Annotated in this window: 17 protein-coding genes and 1 pseudogene; 9 read left to right on the top strand and 9 right to left on the bottom strand. The window is 43.9% G+C overall.

Annotated features, from left to right (window positions below):
- Positions 1–17: 17 nt before the first annotated feature.
- The 4 genes from BCV39_RS18365 to deoD form a co-directional block, all read right to left on the bottom strand.
- Positions 18–1598: a GGDEF domain-containing protein gene (locus tag BCV39_RS18365; protein ID WP_102432075.1), complete on the bottom strand. Its 1581-nt coding sequence runs from the start codon at positions 1596–1598 to the stop codon at positions 18–20.
- The gene (locus tag BCV39_RS18370; protein WP_048662428.1) at positions 1598–3067 is read right to left on the bottom strand and encodes a hypothetical protein; all 1470 of its coding nucleotides are present in this window, start codon (positions 3065–3067) and stop codon (positions 1598–1600) included. The genes BCV39_RS18365 and BCV39_RS18370 overlap by 1 nt, the downstream gene beginning before the upstream one ends.
- Before the next feature lie 186 nt (positions 3068–3253).
- On the bottom strand, positions 3254–4723 hold the full coding sequence (locus tag BCV39_RS18375) for a lactate dehydrogenase (RefSeq protein WP_048661020.1): 1470 nt from the start codon (positions 4721–4723) through the stop codon (positions 3254–3256).
- A gap of 82 nt (positions 4724–4805) precedes the next feature.
- A complete protein-coding gene (gene deoD / locus BCV39_RS18380) occupies positions 4806–5516 on the bottom strand; it encodes a purine-nucleoside phosphorylase (protein WP_048661021.1) in 711 nt (236 codons plus the stop codon).
- A 346-nt stretch (positions 5517–5862) separates the two neighbouring features.
- On the opposite strand from deoD, the gene BCV39_RS18385 reads away from it, so the two are divergent.
- On the top strand, positions 5863–6837 hold the full coding sequence (locus BCV39_RS18385; protein WP_055319663.1) for a L,D-transpeptidase family protein: 975 nt from the start codon (positions 5863–5865) through the stop codon (positions 6835–6837).
- A gap of 177 nt (positions 6838–7014) precedes the next feature.
- Here BCV39_RS18385 and BCV39_RS18390 read toward each other — a convergent pair whose 3' ends face one another.
- On the bottom strand, positions 7015–7281 hold the full coding sequence (locus BCV39_RS18390) for an Lpp/OprI family alanine-zipper lipoprotein (RefSeq protein ID WP_017061882.1): 267 nt from the start codon (positions 7279–7281) through the stop codon (positions 7015–7017).
- Between the two features lie 361 nt (positions 7282–7642).
- Between BCV39_RS18390 and BCV39_RS18395 the strand changes: the two genes are divergently transcribed.
- On the top strand, positions 7643–8974 hold the full coding sequence (locus tag BCV39_RS18395) for a DEAD/DEAH box helicase (RefSeq protein WP_102432076.1): 1332 nt from the start codon (positions 7643–7645) through the stop codon (positions 8972–8974).
- A gap of 168 nt (positions 8975–9142) precedes the next feature.
- Here BCV39_RS18395 and BCV39_RS18400 read toward each other — a convergent pair whose 3' ends face one another.
- Positions 9143–10393 (bottom strand): SGNH/GDSL hydrolase family protein, encoded by a 1251-nt coding sequence (locus tag BCV39_RS18400; RefSeq protein WP_102432077.1) that lies wholly within the window; start codon positions 10391–10393, stop codon positions 9143–9145.
- Positions 10394–10818: 425 nt separating this feature from the next.
- Here BCV39_RS18400 and BCV39_RS18405 point away from each other — a divergent pair, with 425 nt between their 5' ends.
- Both BCV39_RS18405 and BCV39_RS18410 read left to right on the top strand, forming a co-directional pair.
- The gene (locus tag BCV39_RS18405) at positions 10819–11760 is read left to right on the top strand and encodes a triacylglycerol lipase (RefSeq protein ID WP_102432078.1); all 942 of its coding nucleotides are present in this window, start codon (positions 10819–10821) and stop codon (positions 11758–11760) included.
- Between the two features lie 38 nt (positions 11761–11798).
- Entirely contained in the window at positions 11799–12692 is an 894-nt protein-coding gene (locus BCV39_RS18410) for a lipase secretion chaperone (RefSeq protein WP_102319987.1), read from the top strand.
- Between the two features lie 110 nt (positions 12693–12802).
- Here the strand turns inward: BCV39_RS18410 and BCV39_RS18415 are convergent, their stop codons facing one another.
- Complete coding sequence (locus BCV39_RS18415) at positions 12803–14446, bottom strand: methyl-accepting chemotaxis protein (protein ID WP_102432079.1); 1644 nt, start codon at positions 14444–14446, stop codon at positions 12803–12805.
- A 467-nt stretch (positions 14447–14913) separates the two neighbouring features.
- Here BCV39_RS18415 and BCV39_RS18420 point away from each other — a divergent pair, with 467 nt between their 5' ends.
- From BCV39_RS18420 to BCV39_RS18440, 5 genes are all read left to right on the top strand, one after another.
- On the top strand, positions 14914–15735 hold the full coding sequence (locus BCV39_RS18420) for a phosphate ABC transporter substrate-binding protein (RefSeq protein ID WP_048661033.1): 822 nt from the start codon (positions 14914–14916) through the stop codon (positions 15733–15735).
- Between the two features lie 111 nt (positions 15736–15846).
- A complete protein-coding gene (pstC, locus tag BCV39_RS18425) occupies positions 15847–16776 on the top strand; it encodes a phosphate ABC transporter permease subunit PstC (protein WP_019822958.1) in 930 nt (309 codons plus the stop codon).
- Between the two features lie 15 nt (positions 16777–16791).
- Complete coding sequence (gene pstA / locus BCV39_RS18430) at positions 16792–17655, top strand: phosphate ABC transporter permease PstA (protein WP_048661034.1); 864 nt, start codon at positions 16792–16794, stop codon at positions 17653–17655.
- Between the two features lie 90 nt (positions 17656–17745).
- Positions 17746–18495: a phosphate ABC transporter ATP-binding protein PstB gene (pstB, locus tag BCV39_RS18435; protein ID WP_004732036.1), complete on the top strand. Its 750-nt coding sequence runs from the start codon at positions 17746–17748 to the stop codon at positions 18493–18495.
- A gap of 336 nt (positions 18496–18831) precedes the next feature.
- On the top strand, positions 18832–20976 hold the full coding sequence (locus tag BCV39_RS18440) for a GGDEF domain-containing protein (protein WP_102432080.1): 2145 nt from the start codon (positions 18832–18834) through the stop codon (positions 20974–20976).
- Between the two features lie 137 nt (positions 20977–21113).
- On the opposite strand, the gene BCV39_RS18445 is transcribed toward BCV39_RS18440, so the two are convergent.
- Together BCV39_RS18445 and BCV39_RS18450 are read right to left on the bottom strand one after the other, a co-directional pair.
- Positions 21114–22796: a BatD family protein gene (locus BCV39_RS18445; protein WP_102432081.1), complete on the bottom strand. Its 1683-nt coding sequence runs from the start codon at positions 22794–22796 to the stop codon at positions 21114–21116.
- 2 nt (positions 22797–22798) lie between these two features.
- Positions 22799–23292, bottom strand: a pseudogene (locus tag BCV39_RS18450) (hypothetical protein); the annotation flags it as partial.

A 23292-nucleotide genomic window follows, 5' to 3' on the forward strand; every position in this document is an offset into this window, starting at 1 on the left:
TAAAAAGTGTCATGGCTCTACTCTGTACAGACTTGATTGCGGCCGTTGGCTTTAGCTCGGTATAGCGCTTTATCGGCACGGTAGAAGGTGCGTTGAGTATTCTCTCCGTCACGATGCAAAGTGATACCGATACTTACGGTCAAACCGCGCTCCCCAAGTATTTCATGCCATCCGAATTGGAAGATACGTTCTCGATAATTTTCAGAGTGCATTTCTGCCTTAGCGAGATCGCTGTTCTCTAGGATGACCAAAAACTCTTCTCCGCCAAATCGTACACAGGATGCACCTCTGAACTTGAAGTACGATCTAAGCTCTTGAGAGACGCTGACGATCGCTTTATCACCCACTAAGTGGCTTAGTTCATCATTGATAGACTTAAAGTGGTCAATATCGATAACCATCAATGCGAAAGAGGTGTCGTGCAGCAGCATATCTTTCAGTTTCACATCTAACCAACGACGGTTGTGTAATCCTGTCAATGGATCGGTGAATACGTCTTGTTGAAGTTGAGCAACCGCATTCTTGTGTTGCTCAGTCGTCTCTTTTAGTTCTTTGTTTTCTTGTTCAGAGAGAATGAGTTTGAGTTGTAACTCAAAACGAGACAAGCGGCGTAACTGGCTTGCACCGAGTTCACTGATCGGGATCTGCTTCATTAGATCGGTTTCAATTCGGTAGCCTTTTTTCTCATAGCTTAGCGCTTCTTGAAAACGTCCTTGATTCATACACACGTCACTCAGCGAATCGTAGAATCGCTTCGCAAGCACTGGCGACGAGTAGGCTTTCACACGTTTGTCTGTGCTCGACAAAATCATGCTCGCGTAGTCTTGCTTGCCAGTTGCACTTAGACAATGTGCTAGCTCTAGACGAGTCATAGTCGAAAGCCAGCTTGCTTGAGTGCTGTTGGCTGGGTATTGAACCTTGGACAGACAGCGTAGCGCTTCATGATATTTTTTCTTAGCGCGCAGCACCTTTGCTTGGTAAAGCAATATTTGAGCTGTGAGTAACTTGTCACTCACCAAAATACTCAGTTCTTCGCACTCATTCAGTAAATCGCTGGCTGCAGTAATACGGTTGAGCAGAAGCAAGCTCGCCACCATATGCAGCTTGAATTTGAGGCGAAGTGAGCGACTGCTTATCGCATGGTCTATGCTGCTGATTTTTTGGTAATAACGAAGGGCTCTGTTGTGATCGCCATAGGAATCACACAGGTTCCCCATGCCTAAAATTGCTAGTACATACTCATCGATATGGCCGTGTTCAACCGCGATTGTCGATGAACTGATGAATTCATTGAGTGCTGACGTGTAATCACCAATTTCAACTAAGCGGTCACTTAGGCTGGTCTTGACTGTCAGAATGTCTTCAATATCGGCAGGAAGGTGGAGCAGATCGAGTGCTCGTCTCAACTCTTCGATACTGGTTTGATTTTGTTGTAACTCGGCACGGTATTCAGAGCTGATGATATAGCAGTGCGCTTGCTCTGTTTGCGTTGTCGAAACGTGCTGGCGAATGTGGTTCCAGAAGATGATCGCTTCTTCACCTGATACCGATGAAGGGTCTAAACCGGCGTCTGTGATCTTGCTTAATAGCGTTTCCATTATTCTATTACCTCAGCATCGTCTTCTTCTAATTGTTCAAGCGTAAACGGGAACGTCAAAATATCATTGAGGCTGACGGTCGGTCTTGAACCTTTTAATCCTTTTCTATGCCAAGGATAAATATCAAGCATGGTGCTGAGAGTTTGGAAGGTTTGCTCTGCGGCTTCGCCTTTTTCGGAAAGCATAAGAGCCACACGTTCAGAACTTAGCCTTGCAATGAAGTCATTCTGGTTACATAAAGCATGAGCAATCTCGGTACAGACATCTAAGTAATCAGTATCGACATGATGGAACATAATGATGCTGTGGTTTGAACGCTTAAGCTCTGTCTTAAAGAGGACCAGTTTTTCCCACCAAAAGGTTTCAGAGACAACGTAAGATAGGTGCTTTTCAGGATCGTATTCGTGTTGGCCACGAATACGATTAATCAGCTTTCGTGCCCTCTGTTCAAGCTGGCGTTTTGAACTGCGTGCTTTGTCCAAACCGACACGATTAGTTTGCTCTTTAAGCATGCCGATAGAATATTGACGGTACTTTTTAAAGGCGACTAATGCTGCTTTGAAATCCTGGTTTTCTTCTGCAACCAAGGACTGTTGGTAACAAATTTGGCTAAGCAATTCACCATTATCAAATTCATTGGCGGATTGTTCAGCGAGTCTCAGTAGTTCTGCCGCTTGTTCTGGCCTTTTTCTCAGGAGATCCAATCGAGCTCGACTGATGTATGAATGCGCCTTCATCCAAACTAGGTTGTGTTCAACTGCCAGACTGTGCGCTTTGGCAGTGGCGCGCTCTGCGTCATCTAAGCGTTCAAGACCAAGTAGAGCAAGGCCTCGGAAGTCCCATACTTCTGCATGCCAAGTGTTATCTTTATGGTCTTTTAATGCTTCTTCTGCACCGTCTAGTACCGATAGCATTTCAACATAGTTGTTGAGCAGATAGTAATCCCACGCGAGCAGTATTCTGGCTTTGCCCTCTAACCAACCAATGCGGCTGTTGTTAGCCACTTTAACGGCAAGTTGGTGAGTAGAACGTGCAAGTTTATATTCGTGGGTCATTCGCCAAATATTGCCGAGACCAATGAGGCATTCAATTTGAATTTCGACTTCATCAACCAACGCAGATTGCTCTAAAGCATTGATCCAAAACTGTTGGGCGGAATAATATTTGGCTTGCCCCCAGAACTGGAGAGCGTGTAAATGGAGGATTTCAGGGAGAAAAAGGTCGGTATCTAATCGGCTTTGGCGCTTATAGGCTTCCTTGATGTGCTTTAAACCTTTCTGGTAATCCATCAGGTTCCAGCTACACCTTGCCATTAACATCAATGACTGGATGGCACCCTCTTCAAACAGAACTTGCTCTGATCTGACTAGGCACTGTTGAGCGATCTCTAGGATCACCGATGGCTCAGAGTCAACACGAGTTTTGAGTTTTTCTAATTCTGTTTCAAGAAGGTACTGATTTTTGTCCAAGACTTAGATCCATGATTATCGAACATATTGATAACACAATCATTATAAGAGTGTAATTTGAGATAAGCACCAATTATCTTTCTTAGAGCGTCAAAGGAACATCGATCTTTTCTAATTATGGGTGTTACCTCATGTTGTTGCTTTAAAATCAATGAGTTCCCGAATAATTATCTAGAGGCTTTGTTGCTATGAAAGTAGTTGCTTTAGAGTTAATGGCTGCTCTGCTACGCCCAAGCGTTGCGCTGCCGTGAGCCCTTGCTTATCTTGGTAGCACAGATTGTGCCAAGCTCTAAATATGTCGAGCAATGGAAGAATGCCCCCAGGACGAAGTTTACGTCTGGGCTCATTGATGAAGCTATCAAATAACAGCTGAAAGCGCTGTTGATAGAACTTAGTTTGTTGAATTGAGGCCGTGTTAAACCACTGTTTTGGTTCTGGATTGTTACCTGTTAGGTAGCAGATGCCTTTCTGATTATCACCTTGATTCGCAATAGCCCAACGATCTCGCCACCAACTCATATGAACGATGTCGATCTTTTCAAAACTTTGATCGTCTTGCCAGCCTGAATCTTCCTCTACATACATAAGGTCAATATTTTGACTCTGAATGCGCGGCAAACATACGCTTAAAGCGGCAGATCTTAGTAATGGATCTTGTGGCATATAGATGGCGACATGTTTGTCTTCATTACACATATCCAATACATGTAGGAAGTGAGCATAAGAGGTATAAGGCGGTCGAATTAGTGCGCCTTTTGAAGGGTAGCTAAATGTGGTGAGGTTACCCATAGGGTCCTCAACGTTACCTCTCGCAAGAATCACTTGGTACTGCTGTTCAATGCGCTCTTTTAGTTTGTCAGAGGGCTGAGGTAGTTCGAGATTCGCTTCTGAAGAGTGCTCTTTGGATACAAAGCGTGCAACATCATCATAAGGGTTGTGGTCGACATTCCCTGATGGCTCTTCATTTTGAGAGTAGTTAACGTGTTGGCAAAGGATGTAGCCAGAATGCGCCTCGCCAGTCGCTATCCAAACCACACCGTTGTTACTTTGTGGCTGTAGACGCTGGTAGTGAGATGCGAACTCGTAATCTTTCGCATGGTTAACCCATCGTGCATCGATCATCGCTAATTTACGACGACAACGGCTCGCGATATGGTCAACATGATCATAGAAAGTCTTTGGATTGATCTCTAATTTTCTACAGATTTCACGTACGGAATAGCCCATGAACAGTAAGCCCATGAGGTTTTCTTGAAATTGAAGTTTTTTATTGGATCCAGACCATTTATCAACGAAGGTTGATTGGCAGTCTTTGCATCGATAACGCTGCCTGTCGCCACTATAGCCGAAGGCATGATAAAGATGTTTGTGGGTATGAACCGATAAGCCGAAGTTATCGCAATCATCATTACGACAAGCAGGGAGCCCATCGCTGTGAAGTTGTCTTAGGCGATGAAGTTCGCTTAACACTTCACGATTGTTAAGTAAGGGGGGGAAAGCTCCACATTCACGACAAACCATCGCTGGACGCTTAGGGTTAGCGTGTTGCAAAACATACCGTTTTGCATCGCTCAAGCCAAAGTTGTCACACGCCAATGTTTTACAAAAGTTGAGTTGCAAACCATCCGCATCTTTTGGCAGCTTGTCGTTAGACACGATCTCCCCCTCGGGATTATTTGAGCAGCCAAGCGAGCTTGGCTGCGGGGTAACGCTTTTCAATGTATCTTTTATCAAGTCGTTAGATGTTGATTGCTGTCTCTAGAGCAACTTTCATCATGTCGTTGAAAGACTTTTGACGCTCTTCAGAGCTTAGTTTCTCGCCACGGATGATGTGGTCAGATACTGTTAGGATAGTCAATGCTTTAGCACCAAGGTCTGCAGCAACACCGTAGATACCAGCTGCTTCCATATCAACACCTAGGATGCCTAGTTTTTCCATTTTTTCGAAAAGGTCAGCTTCTGGAGTGTAGAAAAGGTCAGCAGAGAATACGTTACCAACTTTAACTGGAACTTCTTGTGCACGTGCTTGGTTTACTGCTTCTTCTAGAAGGCCGAAATCAGCGATAGCCGCGAAGTCGTGGTTGTTGAAACGAATACGGTTTACTTTTGAGTCAGTAGAAGCACCCATACCGATAACAACGTCCATTAGTTTAACGTCGTCACGTACTGCGCCACAGCTACCTACACGAATAACATTTTTCACACCGTACTCAGCGATAAGCTCGTGTACGTAGATGCAGCATGATGGGATACCCATACCGTGGCCCATTACAGAAACTTTCTTACCTTTGTAAGTGCCTGTGTAGCCAAACATGTTGCGAACGTCACAAACTTGCTTCACGTCATCAAGGAATGTTTCTGCAATGTATTTTGCGCGAAGCGGGTCGCCCGGCATAAGTACTGTTTCTGCGAAATCACCAGCTTGAGCATTAATATGAGGTGTAGCCATGGTCGTTCTCCAAAGTTTAAACGGTAATTATAGGAACAGGATTTAATCAATTACCGATTCTGTTGAATTGAATTCGTTTTGTTGAGGCAATATTAGCGAGTTAGAACGTGGCTCCATGAGACTTTAGTCACAAAATAGGTCTGTCATTATAGTTTTATTAATATTGATAACCAAATGTGTTGAAAGCGTAAAGGCAATCGATTTTGTATGGGTAAATTGCAAGCCAATGAGAGGAAAAGGCCCACATATAAACTTGTTGCCTATCAGTTTCGAGACAACAATACGTTGTAGAGACGTTTGATCAGCGATAATCTAAACTTTGATAAAAGACAAACCAAGGATTTGTATGTCGTATTGCGCTAACTCGACGCCTTTGCAGTCAATGAAAACCCGACTACACAGGGCAGCATCGCTTGTTGTAAGAACTACTTTGCTTGCCAGTGGAATAGCTTCATCGTGGGTGTCTGCTGCAACCTTTGAATTGCCACCAACAGAAAGCCGTATCGTGGGCAGAATACAGCAGCATGAAGTGGTGGCGGGCGAAACCTTGGCCATCATTGCCAAGCAATACGATATTGGTTTCCTCTCTTTAATGGCAGCCAACAAAGGAGTGGATCCTTTTCTTCCCGCGGAAGGTTATGTGTTGAGCATTCCAAGTCGTCTGATTCTGCCTGATACCCCAAGAAAGGGGATTGTTATCAACCTTGCTGAGTTGAGGTTGTACTACTTTGAGCCCGATAAAAATCAAGTACATGTTTTTCCTGTCGGCATCGGTCGAGTGGGACGCGATACCCCCGAGATGATCACCAAGATAAGTCAAAAAAGACCGAATCCAACATGGACGCCACCGAATTCAATCCGCAAAGAGTATCTTGAAAAGGGCATTGAATTACCGAGAGTGGTTCCTGCCGGACCGGAAAACCCATTGGGTGAGTACGCTTTGAGGCTTGCTTATGGCGCTGGTGACTACTTGATCCATGGTACTAATAAAGACTTCGGAATAGGTTTACGAGTTAGCTCTGGTTGTATCCGAATGGAACCTAAGGATATTGAATGGCTGTTTGAGCAAGTGAACCGTGGCGAACAGGTCACCATTATCAATGAGCCAATCAAAGTGTCACTAGAGCCAGATAGAAGTGTGTTTGTCGAAGCGCACGAACCATTAACTCGAAGTGATGGTTCAAAGAAATCATTACAGATCCCTGTGGAATTAAAATGGTGGCTTGAAGACGCAGAACTGCCTAATTCAAAAGCGAAGGCGGTTATCTTTGCTCAAAACGGCGTGCCTGTAGAGATAGCACCACCTGTGATTGAGTTTTAATTCGATTGCCTCTTCTGTAACAAGGGGCGGTTTCCCTTTCTCTACTCGAATTAGTCCCTTCTACTCAAGTTAGTATCGCCCAAAAAAAAAGCACCACATCCGTTAAGAGGTGGTGCTGTCCATATACTGCTTTTGCGACTTATTTAAACTACAGCTTAATCGCACTTAGATCTCAAACTACTTAGTGTACGACTCAGCGATGTTGTCGATACGTTCGTTAGCACGATCCGCTTCTTCTTTTGCTGCCATAGCGGCTGCTTCTGCTTCTTGTGCCTTCATTTCTGCGGCTGCTTTGTCACTCTTAAGTGCTTCAACTTCGCTAGTAAGTTGAGCAACTTGGTTAGTTAGTTGATCCATTTCTGACACTGCAGCTTCTTCTGGCTCTGAAGAACAACCGGCTAAAATGAAAACTGAGGCTGCAGCTGCGATTAACGTCTTATTCATAAGAACTCCTTGCTTATTTATCATCAAAAGATGCGCTATACATTCTCTATCATATAGTCGCTTCATTAATGATTGTAGCGACTAATTTTTTAACTGCAAAAACAATAAATAAAGAAATTGCTAAATTTTTGAGGTAATTAGCTGAGCATCACGTTCTGTCTCACTTATGAGATGAAGGGTTTAGAGGCGACTGTAATGTGTTCTTGGAGAGCCATCCCTTTGTTGGCAATGCATACAATGTTCTAGCTAGAGATAGATTAAAGGATAAATTTACTGTGATCTCTATCCTTATAAAGTACTTTCGCGGTATCATGTCACGTTAAATTAATTTTATTCAATACCATCATGACTGGAGAGTCCTTTGCACTTTAAAGATTTAGGCTTAGATAACCGCTTACTGAAGAACTTAAAACATTACGACTTCAAGAAGGCGACAGAGATCCAATCAAAAGCGATCCCTGTTGCTATTGCTGGTAAGGATCTATTGGCTTCATCAAAAACGGGATCAGGAAAAACATTGGCGTTTGTGTTGCCAATGATACATAAGGCTTTAAAAACAAAAGCGTTTTCTGCTAAAGATCCTCGTGGTGTAATTTTGGCTCCTACTCGTGAGCTGGCTAAGCAAGTTTATGGTGAACTGCGTAGCATGCTTGGTGGTTTATCTTACGAAGCGGCGCTTATCTTGGGTGGCGAAAACTTTAACGACCAAGTTAAAGCACTGCGTAAGTACCCTCGTTTTATCGTTGCAACTCCAGGTCGTCTTGCTGACCACTTAGAACATCGTTCATTGTTCCTAGATGGTGTTGAAACGCTAATCCTTGATGAAGCAGACCGTATGCTTGACCTGGGTTTCGCTCCAGAACTTCGTCGCATTGCTAATGCTGCTAAACACCGTCGTCGTCAGACACTAATGTTCTCTGCAACGTTAGATCACGCTGAAGTAAACGGCATTGCCAATGAAATGCTAGATGCGCCTAAGCGTATCTCTGTTGGTGTTTCTAACGAGCAGCATTTAGATATCACTCAGAAATTCTACCTATGTGATCACCTCGATCACAAAGAAGCGATTCTAGACCGTGTACTAGAAGAAGCTGAATACCGTCAGGTAATGATCTTCACTGCAACTCGTGCTGATACCGATCGTCTAACAGATAAGTTGAACGAGAAGAAGCTTAAAGCGGTTGCACTGAGTGGTAACCTAAACCAAACGCAACGTAATGCTATTATGAGCCAGTTTGAGCGTGCGGTTTACAAAATCTTGGTAACAACCGATGTTGCTTCTCGTGGTATCGATATTCCAAACGTGAGCCACGTTATTAACTTTGATATGCCGAAGCACACCGAAGAGTATGTTCACCGTGTTGGTCGTACTGGCCGTGCAGGTAACAAAGGCGATGCAATCTCTTTGGTTGGTCCAAAAGACTGGGACAGCTTCAAGCGTGTTGAGCTTTACCTTCAACAAGATCTAACTTTCTCAGTGCTTGAAGGCCTAAAAGGTAAGTTCAAAGGCATCAAGCCTCGTAAACCAGCCTTCAAGAAGGGCGGTCCAGCTAAGAAAGCGGGCAAACCTCAAGCGAAGAAGACAGCGAAGAAGCCAGTTAAACGTGATAAGAGCTTCCACCAAAATGTGGCAGTGGGTGATACCGTGTTTATCCCTAAGAAGAAAGTCGCACCAAAAGTGGACGACGAGTAATCAACTTGCGTGACCTAAAAGCTTAGCTTTGAAAGGTTGATGCAAATAAAAAACCGCCGATGATGGCGGTTTTTTTGTGTCTGTACCTTGTCTATTTCTCGTCTCTCTTTATCTTGCCCTATGCTCATTTAACTTCTGAAAAGCTTGAAAGGACACCTATCCTTGCATCTATTCAAAGTCGAAGGTCGAAAATGAAGACATGAGAATATTATCCGCTAGATATTTATGGATTGCGGTAGTTGGGTGCGTCACGCCCCAAAACACATATCGGTCTGAACCATAGGTTGCGCATTCGTTAGTTAAGCTATGGCGATATAAGTAATCGGAAGCTGAATGGCGCTGAATATCTAAACATGCATCTGTGGCGTTCTGAAATCCATGTTGCTGCGGGTTTTCAGTAATGTGGTTAAACAGATCATGAGCATTGAAAAGTACGACATTGACCCCCCTAGCTTGGTAATACTCAGCTTGCTCTTTGATGAAGAGGTTAAACTCAATTATTTTGCTATGCACAATAGAAATTTCATCTTCTGTCGAGTATTTAAATTGTGGAGCTTTTGTGGCGTCAGGGAGAGTGAAGAGCAAAATGTTTTGAGCACCACTTCCCGTTAAACGAATTAGAGCGCTGCTGAAATCAGCTTTTACATCAGCCACCGATCGTTCGTAATTCATAAAGTCGTTAAGGCCGAACTCCAAAGTAAATAACGAGTTTTCTGGACGGTAATTCTTCGCGGCTTCCATGTATTTCAGGTACGACGTGACTTGGTCATAAACTCCTTTGAGGACTCCATACTGATTTGTGCCTGCCGCCCCACCAACTGCCCAGTTATACAGAGGTATGTTTTTCTCTCTAGCTAGGTACTCTGTCCAGACTAAGCCATTTGAGAAGTGACCTAAGAACCATGAGTTGGCATTCGGAAGAACCCATTGCGAACCGTTGAATAAGTTTCCAGTATCAGAAAGGCTATCCCCAAATGTGATGATTCGATTAATTTTATTGTCTTGGAGTTCTTCGTCATTGGTCCATATTGAGTGGTTGTAGGAGAACCGACTGTCTGCTGCAAAATAAGTGATGTCGGCGGCATCATGCTGGATGTCTAGTGTCTCTTCGCAACGTTGTTCTATTTCTGATTGTGGTGTTCCACTAAAGAACATGTTTTTATACGATGAGGGCGACCACCAATATCCATCGATAGTGTAGTAATTGCCATCTTCGTTTCTTGCCCATTTCCAATCAGTTGCAACTGAGTCATTCGATATGTCGGTTCGGTACCAGCATCTGATATATGATCGTGTATCAAGCATCTGCCCTTGTGCTACTTCGTCAGGAATTGTTGCATCTAGAGGCATTGATGTATCGGCGATAGCTGATGCAATTAGAGGCATTGTCAACGTAAATACCAAGATCATTTTCTTCATTTTAGAGTACTCATTTAGCAAAGTAAGTAAGGTTAATTACTTTATTATTAATAATAAGAATAAATATCATTTAGGCAATGTATTGAATATTACTCATTGTTGCGTCAACAACTCATATGAAGCACGTATAATAAGTGTTACATAGATCCAACTTTCAACGGTTTTGCGTTCATTAATTTTTATCTGGGCGAGAGTCCATACCTACTTTATTAACATTTACTATTAATAGTTATCTCACTTAATTATTATTAATCAATTGCTTACTTGTTTTATCGTTTATTGTGACTTTGGTTGAGCAATGTTCATCACTACTGTTTAATTCCAGTTCAATCTCACAAATATCGAGTCCCTACTTTCTGTTTTATAAAATCATCAACTACGGTTCTTTTACTCATCAGAGGTCTAATCTGTTTAAGGAAAGAGCATTGAAAAAGATATTAATTTGGACGATAGCTTGTCTATCCAGTTTTGGTGCCTATGCAGGAACGAGCGCATCGGCATTAGAAGTCAGCGGATACACTGAAACGAAATATCCCATTGTGTTGGTACATGGCTTGTTTGGCTTCGATACATTGGCGGGCGTCGACTATTTTTATGGCGTACCGGAATCTCTGACAAAAGATGGCGCGAGTGTATACGTCGCTCAGGTTTCTGCGACCAACAGCTCTGAAGTGCGTGGAGAGCAGTTGCTGGCTCAAGTTGAAACACTGTTAGCCGCGACCGGGGCAAGTAAGGTGAACCTAGTTGGTCACAGCCACGGCGGACCAACAGCGCGCTATGTGGCTTCAGTTCGTCCTGATCTGGTAGCCTCAGTGACAAGCATTGGTGGCGTCCATAAAGGATCTAAAGTTGCCGATCTCGTGCGTGGAAGCGTATCAGAAGGCTCAGCTGCGGAAGGTATCGCGGTTAAGTTGGCTGGTGGATTGACGACACTGATTAACCTTTTATCTGGTGGAACGGATCTAGACCAAGATGGCCTTGCATCTCTTGAAGCGTTGACCACTGAAGGTTCGCTTGCATTCAACCAGTTTTACCCTGAAGGCGTTCCGACGTCTGCGTGTGGTGATGGTGAATGGCAAGCAAACAACGGTGTTTATTACTATTCATGGACAGGATCTTCCACTTTTACCAACCTTCTGGATCCTACCGACGGAGCGATGACAATCCTTGGTTTAGCTTTTAATGAACCTAATGACGGGTTAGTGGGAGCATGTAGCGCGCATTTGGGCAAAGTGATTGGTGATGATTACAAAATGAACCACCTAGATGAGATTAATGGGTTGTTGGGTATTCATCATCTCTTTGAGACTGATCCAGTGACGTTATATCGCCAACACGCGAATCGATTGAAGTTGGCTGGCCTGTAAGTCGCGCTGCCCAAAGTTAAGATCATAAGGAAAATATAATGAAAAAGACCGCCATTTTGTCGATAACCACGATAGCCCTGATGAGCACAGCGGCGGTCTTTTTATATCTAAAGAAGGAAGAGGTAAGTTCATATAATAACAACGAACAAAGCGCTTCTTCATTGAAGGTTAGCTCTCAACAAGATACCGAAATCGATAGTGCGTCAGCCAAAGACATGATGGAATATTTCGTGTCAGGCAATACAGAATTAACCCTCGAAGAGATTCGTGACAATGTGGCAAATCACCACGAGCAATCACAAGCAGCGGTGGTCGATGAAGCATTGTTCGCAAAGTATCTTGAGTACAAGTCGGCACTGACAACATTGGATGTTCAATTCGACACCACCTCAATATCCGCAGAGGACTTACGCGCGCTGAATCAAGCTCTGCTTGACCTTCAAACTCAATTTTTCAGTGAGAGCGAGATAAGTATCCTGTTTACCCATGACAATAAAATGAGGGAAATCGCTTTAGAAAAGTTACTTCTGAAACAAGAAGGGCTAGAGGAACAAGAATATCAGCAAAGGCTTGAATCTTACCTATCTGAACAACCCGATTATGTTCAGTCCAGTCATCAAAATCAGGTTTTATTACAGCAACTATCCAACTCACAAGGTCTAGACGAACAAGGTAAATACTTGAAGAGAAATGAACTGGTTGGCGAAGAAGCGACACAGAGGCTCGAAGCACTCGATAAACAAAGAGCGGACTTTGAAGGAGCTTTAGAGATTTATTTTGTTGAACGAAATGACATTTTGAATGACTCAGCCCTCTCGACAATTGAGCAACAAGAGACGATCGCTCAGCTTAGAGAAGCTCATTTTCAGCCACAACAGCTTAGAAGGGTAGAAGCGATTGAGAGAATCAGAGCCGCTGAGAACGGCCAGTAAGGTTTGGTGATTTAGTCAAAAATCTATCGAAAATAAAAAACCAGTCAAGAGTGACTGGTTTTTTATTATGGGTGAGTTGCAAGGTAAATAAAGCTAAATGTCTTTATCCCTTAAACCTTAAAATAATCCAACTGCTGCTTTTGCTGCTCGGCTAGGTTAGATAGCTCATGGCTCGCTGCTGCGGCTTGAGTAATACCGGTTACGTTTTGGCTTACTAGGCTGTAGATGTTTGAGATATTACGGTTGATGTCTGCTGTCACTTGGCTTTGTTCTTCTGCGGCAGAGGCAACTTGAGTGTTAATTTCTGTCATGTCGGTTACTGAGTTAGCAATACCAGAAAGTGCTGCGCTCACCTCGCCTGAGAGTGTTTGGTTGTGCTCTAACATAGACAGTGAACTGCTCATGCTCTCATTGGCGTTACCCGATTGAACCTGCAAGCCTTCGATAATTGCTTGGATCTCTTTGGTTGAATCTTGCGTACGAGCAGCCAGCATTCGAACTTCATCGGCTACAACTGCGAAACCACGGCCACTCTCACCAGCTCGTGCGGCTTCGATTGCTGCGTTAAGCGCAAGCAGGTTAGTTTGTTCAGAGATGCTTTGAATCACCTCAATCACTTTACCAATTTGTTCAGAGTGCTCTTTTAGCGTGCCTACAACGTTCGCAGCTTCGCTGAGCTGAATCGCCATTTGCTCATTGGCTTGGTTGCTTTCATTAAACAAGCTCATACTGTGCGTCGCCATTTCGTCGGCTTGCTTGGAAGCTGAATCGGCTTGTACTGCATTCTCGTTTACGTGCGATGCTGTGCTCTCAAGTTGGTTCACGGCAGAAGCCACTTGTTCCACTTCTTGCTTCTCTTGATCAGAGTTCGCACTTGATTGCGTCATTACTGCCGCCAACTCTGTTGATGCAGACGCCACTTCAATACTGATTCGAGATAGTGAACTTACGGTGTCGCGCAATTGCTCAACGGATTTGTTTACGTCTTGGGCAAGGCGAGATATTTCGTTGTCGCCATGCTCTTCCGCTTTTACTAGCAGGTTACCTTTTGCTACTTCGCGCATGGTTTCTTGGATATTGCTAAGCGGCTTAACAATGATGCCAGCTAGCGTCCAGCTGATGACTAATGCGATTGAAAGAATCACTAACAGTGCGATGGTTGCGGTGTTGAGTGTGCTGGTGTGTTGCTGGCCATTGATGTCCACTTCTTGAGTGGCAATACGGTTCAGTTGCTTTGAGAGGAGGTTGATAGCTTGCACCATTTCGTTACCCGCGTGACGATATTGGTCGATTGCGATCTGATAGCGGTTATCAAAGTCAGAAGGTAGCGCTGCGCTGCCATGTTTTGCTCTTAATAGAGGAAGCATAGTGGTGCGAGAAAAATCGACATAGTGATTCATCGCTTTGCTCATTGCGGCTACTTCATCTTGCATGCCTGGCACTGTGTCTAATGAGTTCAGTAGGCGAGTATTTTGGTCGCGTTTTTGGTTTAGTGTTTCAACCAGTGTTTTTACGTCATCAGCATTGAATAGGCTGTAGATCGCTTTGATGCGCATGCCATAGCTGTTGTCGACGATTTCACTGAGTTCTTCTTTATGTAGGATGAGTTGATCGGTTGCTGTTGATACATCTTTAAAAGCGTTTTCCAGTTTGTCACCACCGATGATGACACCCGTCAAAAGTAATACGACAGAAAAGAGTACTGGAATGAGAATTTGTATTTTTATCGATAAGCCACTGAGAAGTTGGCGCATGTAATGTCCCTCTTTGAATAAATAAATGAGCAGAAGCAATTGTTATTATTGTTATTAGTCAGTGATTCTAACTTCTGAGAATGACAATTCAATCAGTAATGGATTCGATTTTGATATATGCGATAGGTATTTCATAAATTCTGATTATTTATCGTACAAACAAGGCTTTAGCCATTTTTAAGATAGGGTTATTTAACACAGAACCCTGTGTGGTATTAGGTAATGAAAGGGATGGCGAGATATTGAGCGGTTTGGCTTAAATAGGTTGGAATGAATATTCAGTGCCTATAAGTGAGGCTAATTTATTACTTCAAGGTTTATTTGGTAGGGGGAAAACAAGAAAATAAATTGTAGTTGTCATATAGCCTTCAATTAAGTGAAACACAACTGTCACATTCAGATTCTAAAGTGGGCACCGTTCAAGCAAAACAACATTACGGCAATAACGCCACTAAAGGAAATTTGTGATGAAAAAGACAGTTATCGGTGCAATCGCACTACTAGGCGCTCTAACAGTGAATACAGCTTCAGCTAAAGAAACTATCTCTGTAGTTGGCTCTAACAGTGCTTCTCCACTGGTTGAAGTTTTTGCAGAAACCTACATGAATAAAGGCGAACCAGTGTTCATCGAAATTCAAGCACCGGGTTCTTCTGCAGGCATCAAAGCAGCAAAAAATGGAAGTGCTGACCTTGGTATCTCTTCTCGTGACCTAAAAGAAGAAGAGAAAACAGCTGACCTGAAAGAGCTCGTTATCGCTCGTGACGGTATCGCAGTTGTTGTTAACCCAAATAACGAAGTATCTGCTCTTACAGCTGAGCAAATCACTTCAATCTACAAAGGCGACATCACTAACTGGAAAGATGTTGGTGGTGCAGACAAGCCAATCGTAGCAATCACTCGTGATACTGCATCTGGTACACGTGGTGCATTCGAAGACATCATGAAACTTAAGAAGAAGATTGGCGACAAGAAAGTATCGGCTATCTCTCAACGTGCACAAGTTGCAAACGGTAACGGCGCACTTAAAGTTTCTGTAGCTAGCAACCCATACGCTATCGGCTTTATCTCTCTTGGTACTGTAGACAACACAGTTCAAGCTCTAACTATCGACGGCGCAGAAGCATCAGTTGATAACGTTAAGAACGGCTCTTACAAAGTTGCTCGTCCTTTCCTAGTTCTTTACAAAGCAGGCGCTCCAACAGCTGAAACTCAACAATTCCTAGACTGGATGGTTGCAGACGAAGCTCAAGCTATCGCTGACAAAAAAGGCTACATCACAGTTAACTAATCTTAACTGACCAACACTTAATTATTGCTCAGCCTAACTTAGGCTGAGCCTTTTCTTTCAACTTTGTCTATTTCGAGCTCTTGTTGAGCCACAAAGTTTGAGATTTTATATATGACCATCGCAAATAGTGAAAAGCTTATGAATACTGAAGCGACTCAAATCAACAAGCCAAGTCTACGTGCTAAGAAGCGCATCGACTGGAGAGAAAGAATCTTCCACGGCTTGTTCTTATCGAGTGCTGTAATCGGCATCGTATCACTAGCCGTTATCGCTTACTTTATCGTTGCAGAGAGTATCCCTGCATTCCAAGAGGCGGGTGTTTCTGGCATCGTTCTGGGTGTTGACTGGTTACCTCCAGCTCTATTCGGTGTTGCAACCATGATCGTTGCCTCGATCGTTTCGACACTTGGAGCTGTAGTTGTTGGTGTGCCAGTTGGTGTATTAACCGCTATTTTTATTGCTGAGATTGCTCCAAAGCGTCTGGCAGATATTATTCGACCAGCAGTTGAGCTTCTAGCTGGTATCCCGTCGGTAGTTTACGGCTTCTTCGGTCTGGTAATTATCGTTCCAATGATTCAGAACATTTTCCAAGTACCAGCCGGTAATACTATCCTGGCAGGTATCATTGTTCTGGGTATCATGATTCTTCCTACCGTTATCACGGTTTCTGAAACTTCGATTCGTGCTGTACCTCGTACATACAAAGAAGGTTCACTTGCACTGGGCGCTTCGAAAATCTACACAATTTTTAAGCTACTCGTTCCTGCTGCACGTTCAGGCATTATGACTGGTGTGATTTTGGGTATCGGTCGCGCACTTGGCGAAACGATGGCAATCATCATGGTTATGGGTAACGCGCCAGCAATGCCAGAAGGTATTTTGGATTCGGCTCGTACGCTAACAGCAAACATTGCAATTGAAATGTCTTACGCAAGTGGCGTTCACGCTAACGCACTGTACGCAACAGGTGTTGTACTTCTAGTGTTCATCATGATGTTAAATGGTGCTCTACTTTATCTTAACCGTGAAAAAGCGAAGTAGGCGAGGATAAGTAATATGGATCGCGTAAAATTAAAGCAAGCACGTCAAATCAAAGATAACATCTTAAAAGGTTTTATCTGGGCAGCTGCGGCTGTAACCGTTGGTTTCTTATTCTGGATTATTTGGTACATCCTATCGAACGGTCTGCAATACGTAGATTGGAACTTCATCACTGACGATTACACTCGTACTGGTGAAGAGCGTGGTATTTTCCCAATGATCATCGCCACGATCTACATGGTAATTGCATCGATTGCAGTCGCAGCGCCACTGGGCATCATGACGGCAATCTACCTAACAGAATATGCGAAAGTAGGTAGTCGTTTGGTGAAAGTGATTCGATTCTGTACTGAGTCGCTCGCTGGTATTCCATCGATTATCTTCGGTCTGTTCGGTATGACCTTCTTTGTTTCGATCCTTGGCCTTGGCTTCTCGATTCTATCGGGTGCATTAACGCTAAGTATCTTGATTCTTCCTGTAATCATTCGTACTACAGAAGAAGCATTGATGGCAGTACCACAAACTTACCGTGAAGGCTCATACGGCCTTGGCGCTTCAAAAATCTACACTATCTGGCGTTTGATCTTACCAAGCGCAATGCCAGGTATCTTAACTTCGGTCATTCTTAGTATTGGTCGTGTAATTGGCGAATCAGCACCTGTATTTTTAACAGCAGGTATGGTGGCACGTGTTCCTGAGTCGGTATTCGATTCTGGCCGTACACTAACGGTTCACCTATATAAGCTGACAACAGAGCTATTTACTATCGATGAGTGGAACCAAGCCTACGGTACGGCGACAGTCCTAATCGTATTGGTTCTCTTGATCAACATGGTTACAAAACTGATTGCAAGACGCTTCAACACGGCAACTTACTAAGCTGATTAGCAGGCTCAACAATAAAGAGAGCCTCCGTGATAAAGAAAGCATCAAGCTAGACACGAATTTAAGAATTTAGAGATTACGACAATGAACAAATTTGATATTGAGAACCTAGATCTGTTTTACGGCGACAACCAAGCGCTTAAATCTATCAACCTGCCAATTCCAACTCGTCAGGTTACGGCACTGATTGGCCCATCTGGTTGTGGTAAGTCAACGCTACTACGTTGCTTGAACCGCATGAATGACCTAATTGAAGGCGTTACTATCAAAGGTAAGCTGGATATGGATGGCACAAACATCTACGGCAATATTGATGTGGCTGACCTACGTATCCGCGTCGGCATGGTATTCCAAAAGCCAAACCCATTCCCAATGAGCATCTACGAGAACGTGGCTTACGGGCTACGTGCTCAAGGTATCAAAGACAAAAAGCACATTGACGAAGTAGTAGAAAGCTCACTGCGCAGTGCGGCACTTTGGGACGAAGTAAAAGACCGTCTTAAAGCACACGCATTTGGCTTGTCTGGTGGTCAGCAACAGCGTCTATGTATCGCTCGTACCATTGCAATGGAACCGGATGTAATCCTAATGGATGAACCAACATCGGCTCTAGACCCAATCGCGACGCATAAGATTGAAGAATTGATGGAAGATCTGAAGAAAGACTTCACTATCGTTATCGTAACGCACTCAATGCAGCAAGCGCGTCGTATTTCAGACCGTACTGCTTTCTTCCTAATGGGAGAGCTTGTAGAGCACAACGAAACGAGTGTTATCTTTAGCGAGCCAAAAGATGATCGTACTAAAGGTTACGTAAACGGTGACTTTGGTTAATTGATTATTCAAGTGCTGTGTTTGGCCTTTTAGCGAAATCAGCACGCTAACTGATACGCAGGTTAGATAATCGAATAGATCGACAGAATTATCACTATAACTATAAGCGATGGAAGTTTTGCCCCACTTTAGGTGGGGTTTTTTTATACCTTTAAAAAAGTCCCAATGTCGATGAAATTTTGGGCAGGAAATCCCATTTTTGTAGTCCTTCTCATGCTTGTGATAATGTAAAAAGTGAAATTGCGACCCGCTTAACATCTCATTTTTAGTTACATTGATTGCATATCAAGGCTTCTGTATTTTTGCTGTATTCTCAATAGCCAATGGACGGAAGCTGTGCCTGTAAAAGCCTTTGCAAAACAAATATCTGCTACGCGTGATCACCGTTTATTGGCAGAGTCTCTTTTTGACTACTTGACTAAGATGCTTGCTCCAAAAGGGATTGGGATATTTGCAGAACCGATACCAGAAGTCGATTCGTTCCCCTTGTTTTCTTATGGAGAGCTAACGTCTCTGGCAAATTATCCTGCTACGTTTTGGCCTTGGGTTTCTCAATTCGATACCGCAGATGGCGTGCTCCCAATGTCTATCAACACTTGTAAGTGGGAACACATGAAAGTGTTAGGTGGAGAGTCATTCATCATGATGCTCGACAACGCGCCTGCCTGTAGAACTTATTTAATTGTTCAAAATTGCAATGCTCAGCATATCAACCAAACCTTCGACCAAGATCTTGATGTTCTTCAACTTGCAGCAGCCCGCTGGCAATGCATTCGTGCAGAAAAGAACGCTGCGCTGGAGATCAAACACCGCGACACGCGTGAAGCGCAGTACCTTGATGAAATAAAGCTTCGTGAACTGTTTGTGGAGAATATGAAACTGGTTCATCAGGTGGCATTAGAGCTTTCTAATCCTGACTCTTTGGATGCCTTGTATAAAGCGTCAGTAGAAGCCGTGCGCGACCGTCTAGGCTTTGACCGTGCGATCTTCATGTTACTCGATATGAAAAAGCGCTGTTTTAGCGGCACTTATGGTACTGATGAGGCCGGTAGAACCAACAGCGAACATCATACCCAGTACGACTTGCATCAACTCGAAGCGGAATACATCGAAGCGTTATCAGACAATCACACCAACTTGGTTATTATCGAACAGGCACCTCTCTACACCGAAGGAAAAGTAGTAGGGCAGGGCTGGAATGGAATGTTGATCTTACGTGAAGGTGATAAACCCGTGGGTTGGATTGCAATGGATAACTACATTCACCGTTCACCTATTACCAATTACCAAAAGCAGATGCTTGAATCCTTTGGTTCTCTGCTTTCTCAGATCTACATCCGCAAACGGCAAGAACAGAACATCCGCATGTTGCACTCAAGTATGGTGGAACTGTCTCGCTGCGATAGCGTAAGCGAAGTCTGTAAATCTGCGGTTAGCTTTGCTATTCAGCACTTAGGGATAGATCGTTTAGCGGTTTTTTTAACAGATAAAGGCTGCAATTACATGCAAGGCACGTGGGGCACGGATATAAAAGGCGACATTGTTGATGAGTCCTATTACCGCTCAGAGCTGGTGGAACGTGACATTGTTGCAGCAGCTCGCGCTTGTCCTAATCAAGTCGCCTTTGAAGAATCGGTGCCTATCTATCACGATTTCAATATTGTGGGAGTCGGTTGGACGGCAATGACGATGCTCACCACCAATACGGGTGAGCCGATTGCGTTTATAGCCGCGGACAATTTGTTAACTCGCAGCCCTTTAACGTCACAACTGCGTGAAGTGATACGTATCTTCGCTTCTAGTTTAGCTGAGGTGCTACAGAGAACCATGGCGCAAGAGGAGCTCAAAAAGCTTAATGAGACGCTAGAGCAAGAGGTCAGCAAGCGCACTCAAGAGCTTGAACGAGCCAATGAGCAGTTGGATATTATCTCTAAATTAGACCCGCTGACACGTCTTGGAAATCGGCGTATGTTGTCGCAGGTGTTAGATGATCTAAATTGCGACGATCAAGGGGCGTTTGCCATACAACATGAAGTTACATTCGGATTGATCCTCGTCGACCTTGATCATTTTGGTTTGTATAACACGGTTTATGGGCATACAGAAGGTGACGCTGCTCTGCGCACCATTGGCAAGATACTCAATGCCCATGTTCATAGCGATAAGGAAACCTTTTGCCGTATTGGTGGTGAGGAGTTTATGTTGTTGATGATCGGTACTCATCACTCTGAAACTAAACAGCGTGCAGAGTCGATCAGAAAATGCATTGAAGAGGCGAAGATCCTTCATTGTGAAAGCAGTACCAGCCAGTATTTAACCGCATCTGTCGGTTATGCTTCAATCACCTCTGATCAACGCCAATTCGATTTCGATCTACTGTATGGCAAGGCAGACAAAGCTTTGTATCAAGCCAAAGACTCAGGGCGAAATCGAATTGTCTCTGCTCTAAAGCGAAGAAAGGTCGCGACGCCACTGATTTAGTTTGGCGTTTATTTTTCCCTATCTCAAAAACGACTGAAGCCGTGATGATCACAATGTGGTCATCACGGCTTCGTTCTTTTTTGTTTACTTAGATTTTCTGCTTAATTAGCTTTCTGCTTACTTAGAACGCTGGTTAATTAAAGTCTTTCTAATGTGCTCTTGTGTGCTTTGTTCGTGATGCGTTTTGGTTTCTTAACCGCTTTGATTGCCTCAGAAGGATCCCATGACTGACTTGGTGAGCCAGCTTCAGCATAGAGGCTCTGATTTAGCTTGGTGAGCTCAGCTTCGATCACTTCTATTGTCTCGTCACTCAAGTCTGGATTTTCTGCTTTCCATTGCTCAAACAAGGTTCTCGTCTTCACACCGTCTTTCATTTTCAGAGCGGCAATAAGCGCTTCTGCCGTATCGGATTGACGTTCATCTTTTTGCTTTGGTTTTACTGCTGTACCGCGGCGTGACCAGAAATAAAAAGCAACCGCAGAGCTAATTACCCATAAAGCAGCAAATAGCGCGGTTAGATAAGGCCAGATTCCAGGGCTTTCCACGGTAACAATCGTCGGGCTGGCTTGCTGAGTTGGTGTCTCCATAACCGGCGCTGGCGAGCTTGAGCTAGCGCGTTCACTTGCCTGAACCGACAACTCAAGACCAAGAGCTTTACTGATTTCTTGTGATTGCGAGTCAGTGTTAAACCAAGCTTGAGAAACATCAGGAAGCGAGATATTTCCAGCCTCTTTCGGAATCAAGACTTGCTTGTAAACAACGACAGCATCACCGGATTTAGTGGTGCCAAATTGCGGTTTTTCTTCATAAACACGCACCGTTTTAGGGTAGGTGATATTCAGTTTTGGCAGTTGGTGCTGCGTTAAGTTGCTAGCCGTCATAGTAATGGTTCGAGTTAACGAATCACCGGCTTCCATTTCAATCTTCTGTTTGTCGTCACCTAAAGCATTGTCATCCGTGAGTTCATTGCCTTGGCTATCTGACCATTTTTGAATCAGCTTGAAGTTCGATGTTGGTAACCACTCACCTTGATAGCCTTTTGGTACAGGATTCACTGTTATATCTAAGGTTTCAACAGGCGTGTCGAGCTGGAAAAGGCGCGTTGTGCTTGAGTTGTTGGTTGAGTAAACAACAGCACCGGTTAACTTTGGTCCTTGAAGCTGAAATTGCCCAGCTTGTTGTGACGATATATGGAAAGATTGCTGAACAACCGTGACTTCTTGTCCGTTGATAACATCTTGAAATTGCTTTGACTCTCCAATCGGTTCCACGTCTAATTGCGCTGAACTTGGTGGTGCAATTTTAGGATCTTGCAGTCTTCTAGGATCAGCCTTAATGATGAGTTTTACATCAAGCTCCGCGACCTCTTGAGGGTACAGCGAGTCTTTACTCAGATTAAGTTGAAACTCGGCCATATCACTCTGCTTTGGAGCGGCTTTGTTAACCGCAACGTTGATGGTGATCGGCTTAGTTTTCGCGCCTTCAATATCAAAGCTAGGAATCTCTAATCGGCCTAATCGAAGCGGGGCAAGGGTAATATTCCATTCGCTAGACACAGTGCGGCTACCATTGACGATTCGCATCGATGACCCAAAGCTTGGGGTGCCGACGTAGAAATTTTTCTGAAGGGAGGTCAGGTCTAAAGCACCGGACGATACTTTTTCATCGGTCGCCACTCTAAGTAGGAATACTTCATCTTTGGTCACACTGTTTTGCGAAACACTCGCCACAGCGGTCGCTGCGAATACAGAGTGTGACGAAAAAACACCGATTAGCAGTGTCAGTAGCATTGATAAAAATGGCTTGTTTAAAAATCGCATGGTTACCACTTTTTGTTTTGGTTGTTAGGAGCACTTTTTTGTCGTGCTTGTAGAATCATTTGCGCTTTAAGCAATTGGCTCGGATCACGCGCGCTTTCTACTTGCTCAAGTTTTCGCATATCAGGATCGCTCGACATAGGTTGACCTGATACTTGTGCCGCAGCTTGTTGATCGTTGTTATCAGTGTCTTCCTTAGCAGCCTCTTGTGTTTGTGCTGCCTGAGATACTGAGTCACCCTTGTCCTGTGGCTGTTTATCTTCTTGGTCCGCTTTGTTTCTTTGCACAGCTTGCTTGTCGTTTTCTTCATCCGCCTTGGAATCAGGGTGGCTATCAGCTTGGCTTTGGTCAGTATTCTGATCTTGGTTTTCACTTTGATCTTGTTTATTGCTTTGATCTTGGCTGCCGCTTTGACTTTGCGACTTCCCATTGTCAGCTGAGCTTTGTTGTTGATCCTGCGAGCTTTGCGAAGAATCATTTTGCTGACCTTGCTGACCTT

The sequence above is a fragment of the Vibrio sp. 10N.286.55.E10 genome, from assembly GCF_002872555.1.
Taxonomy (GTDB): domain Bacteria; phylum Pseudomonadota; class Gammaproteobacteria; order Enterobacterales; family Vibrionaceae; genus Vibrio; species Vibrio crassostreae.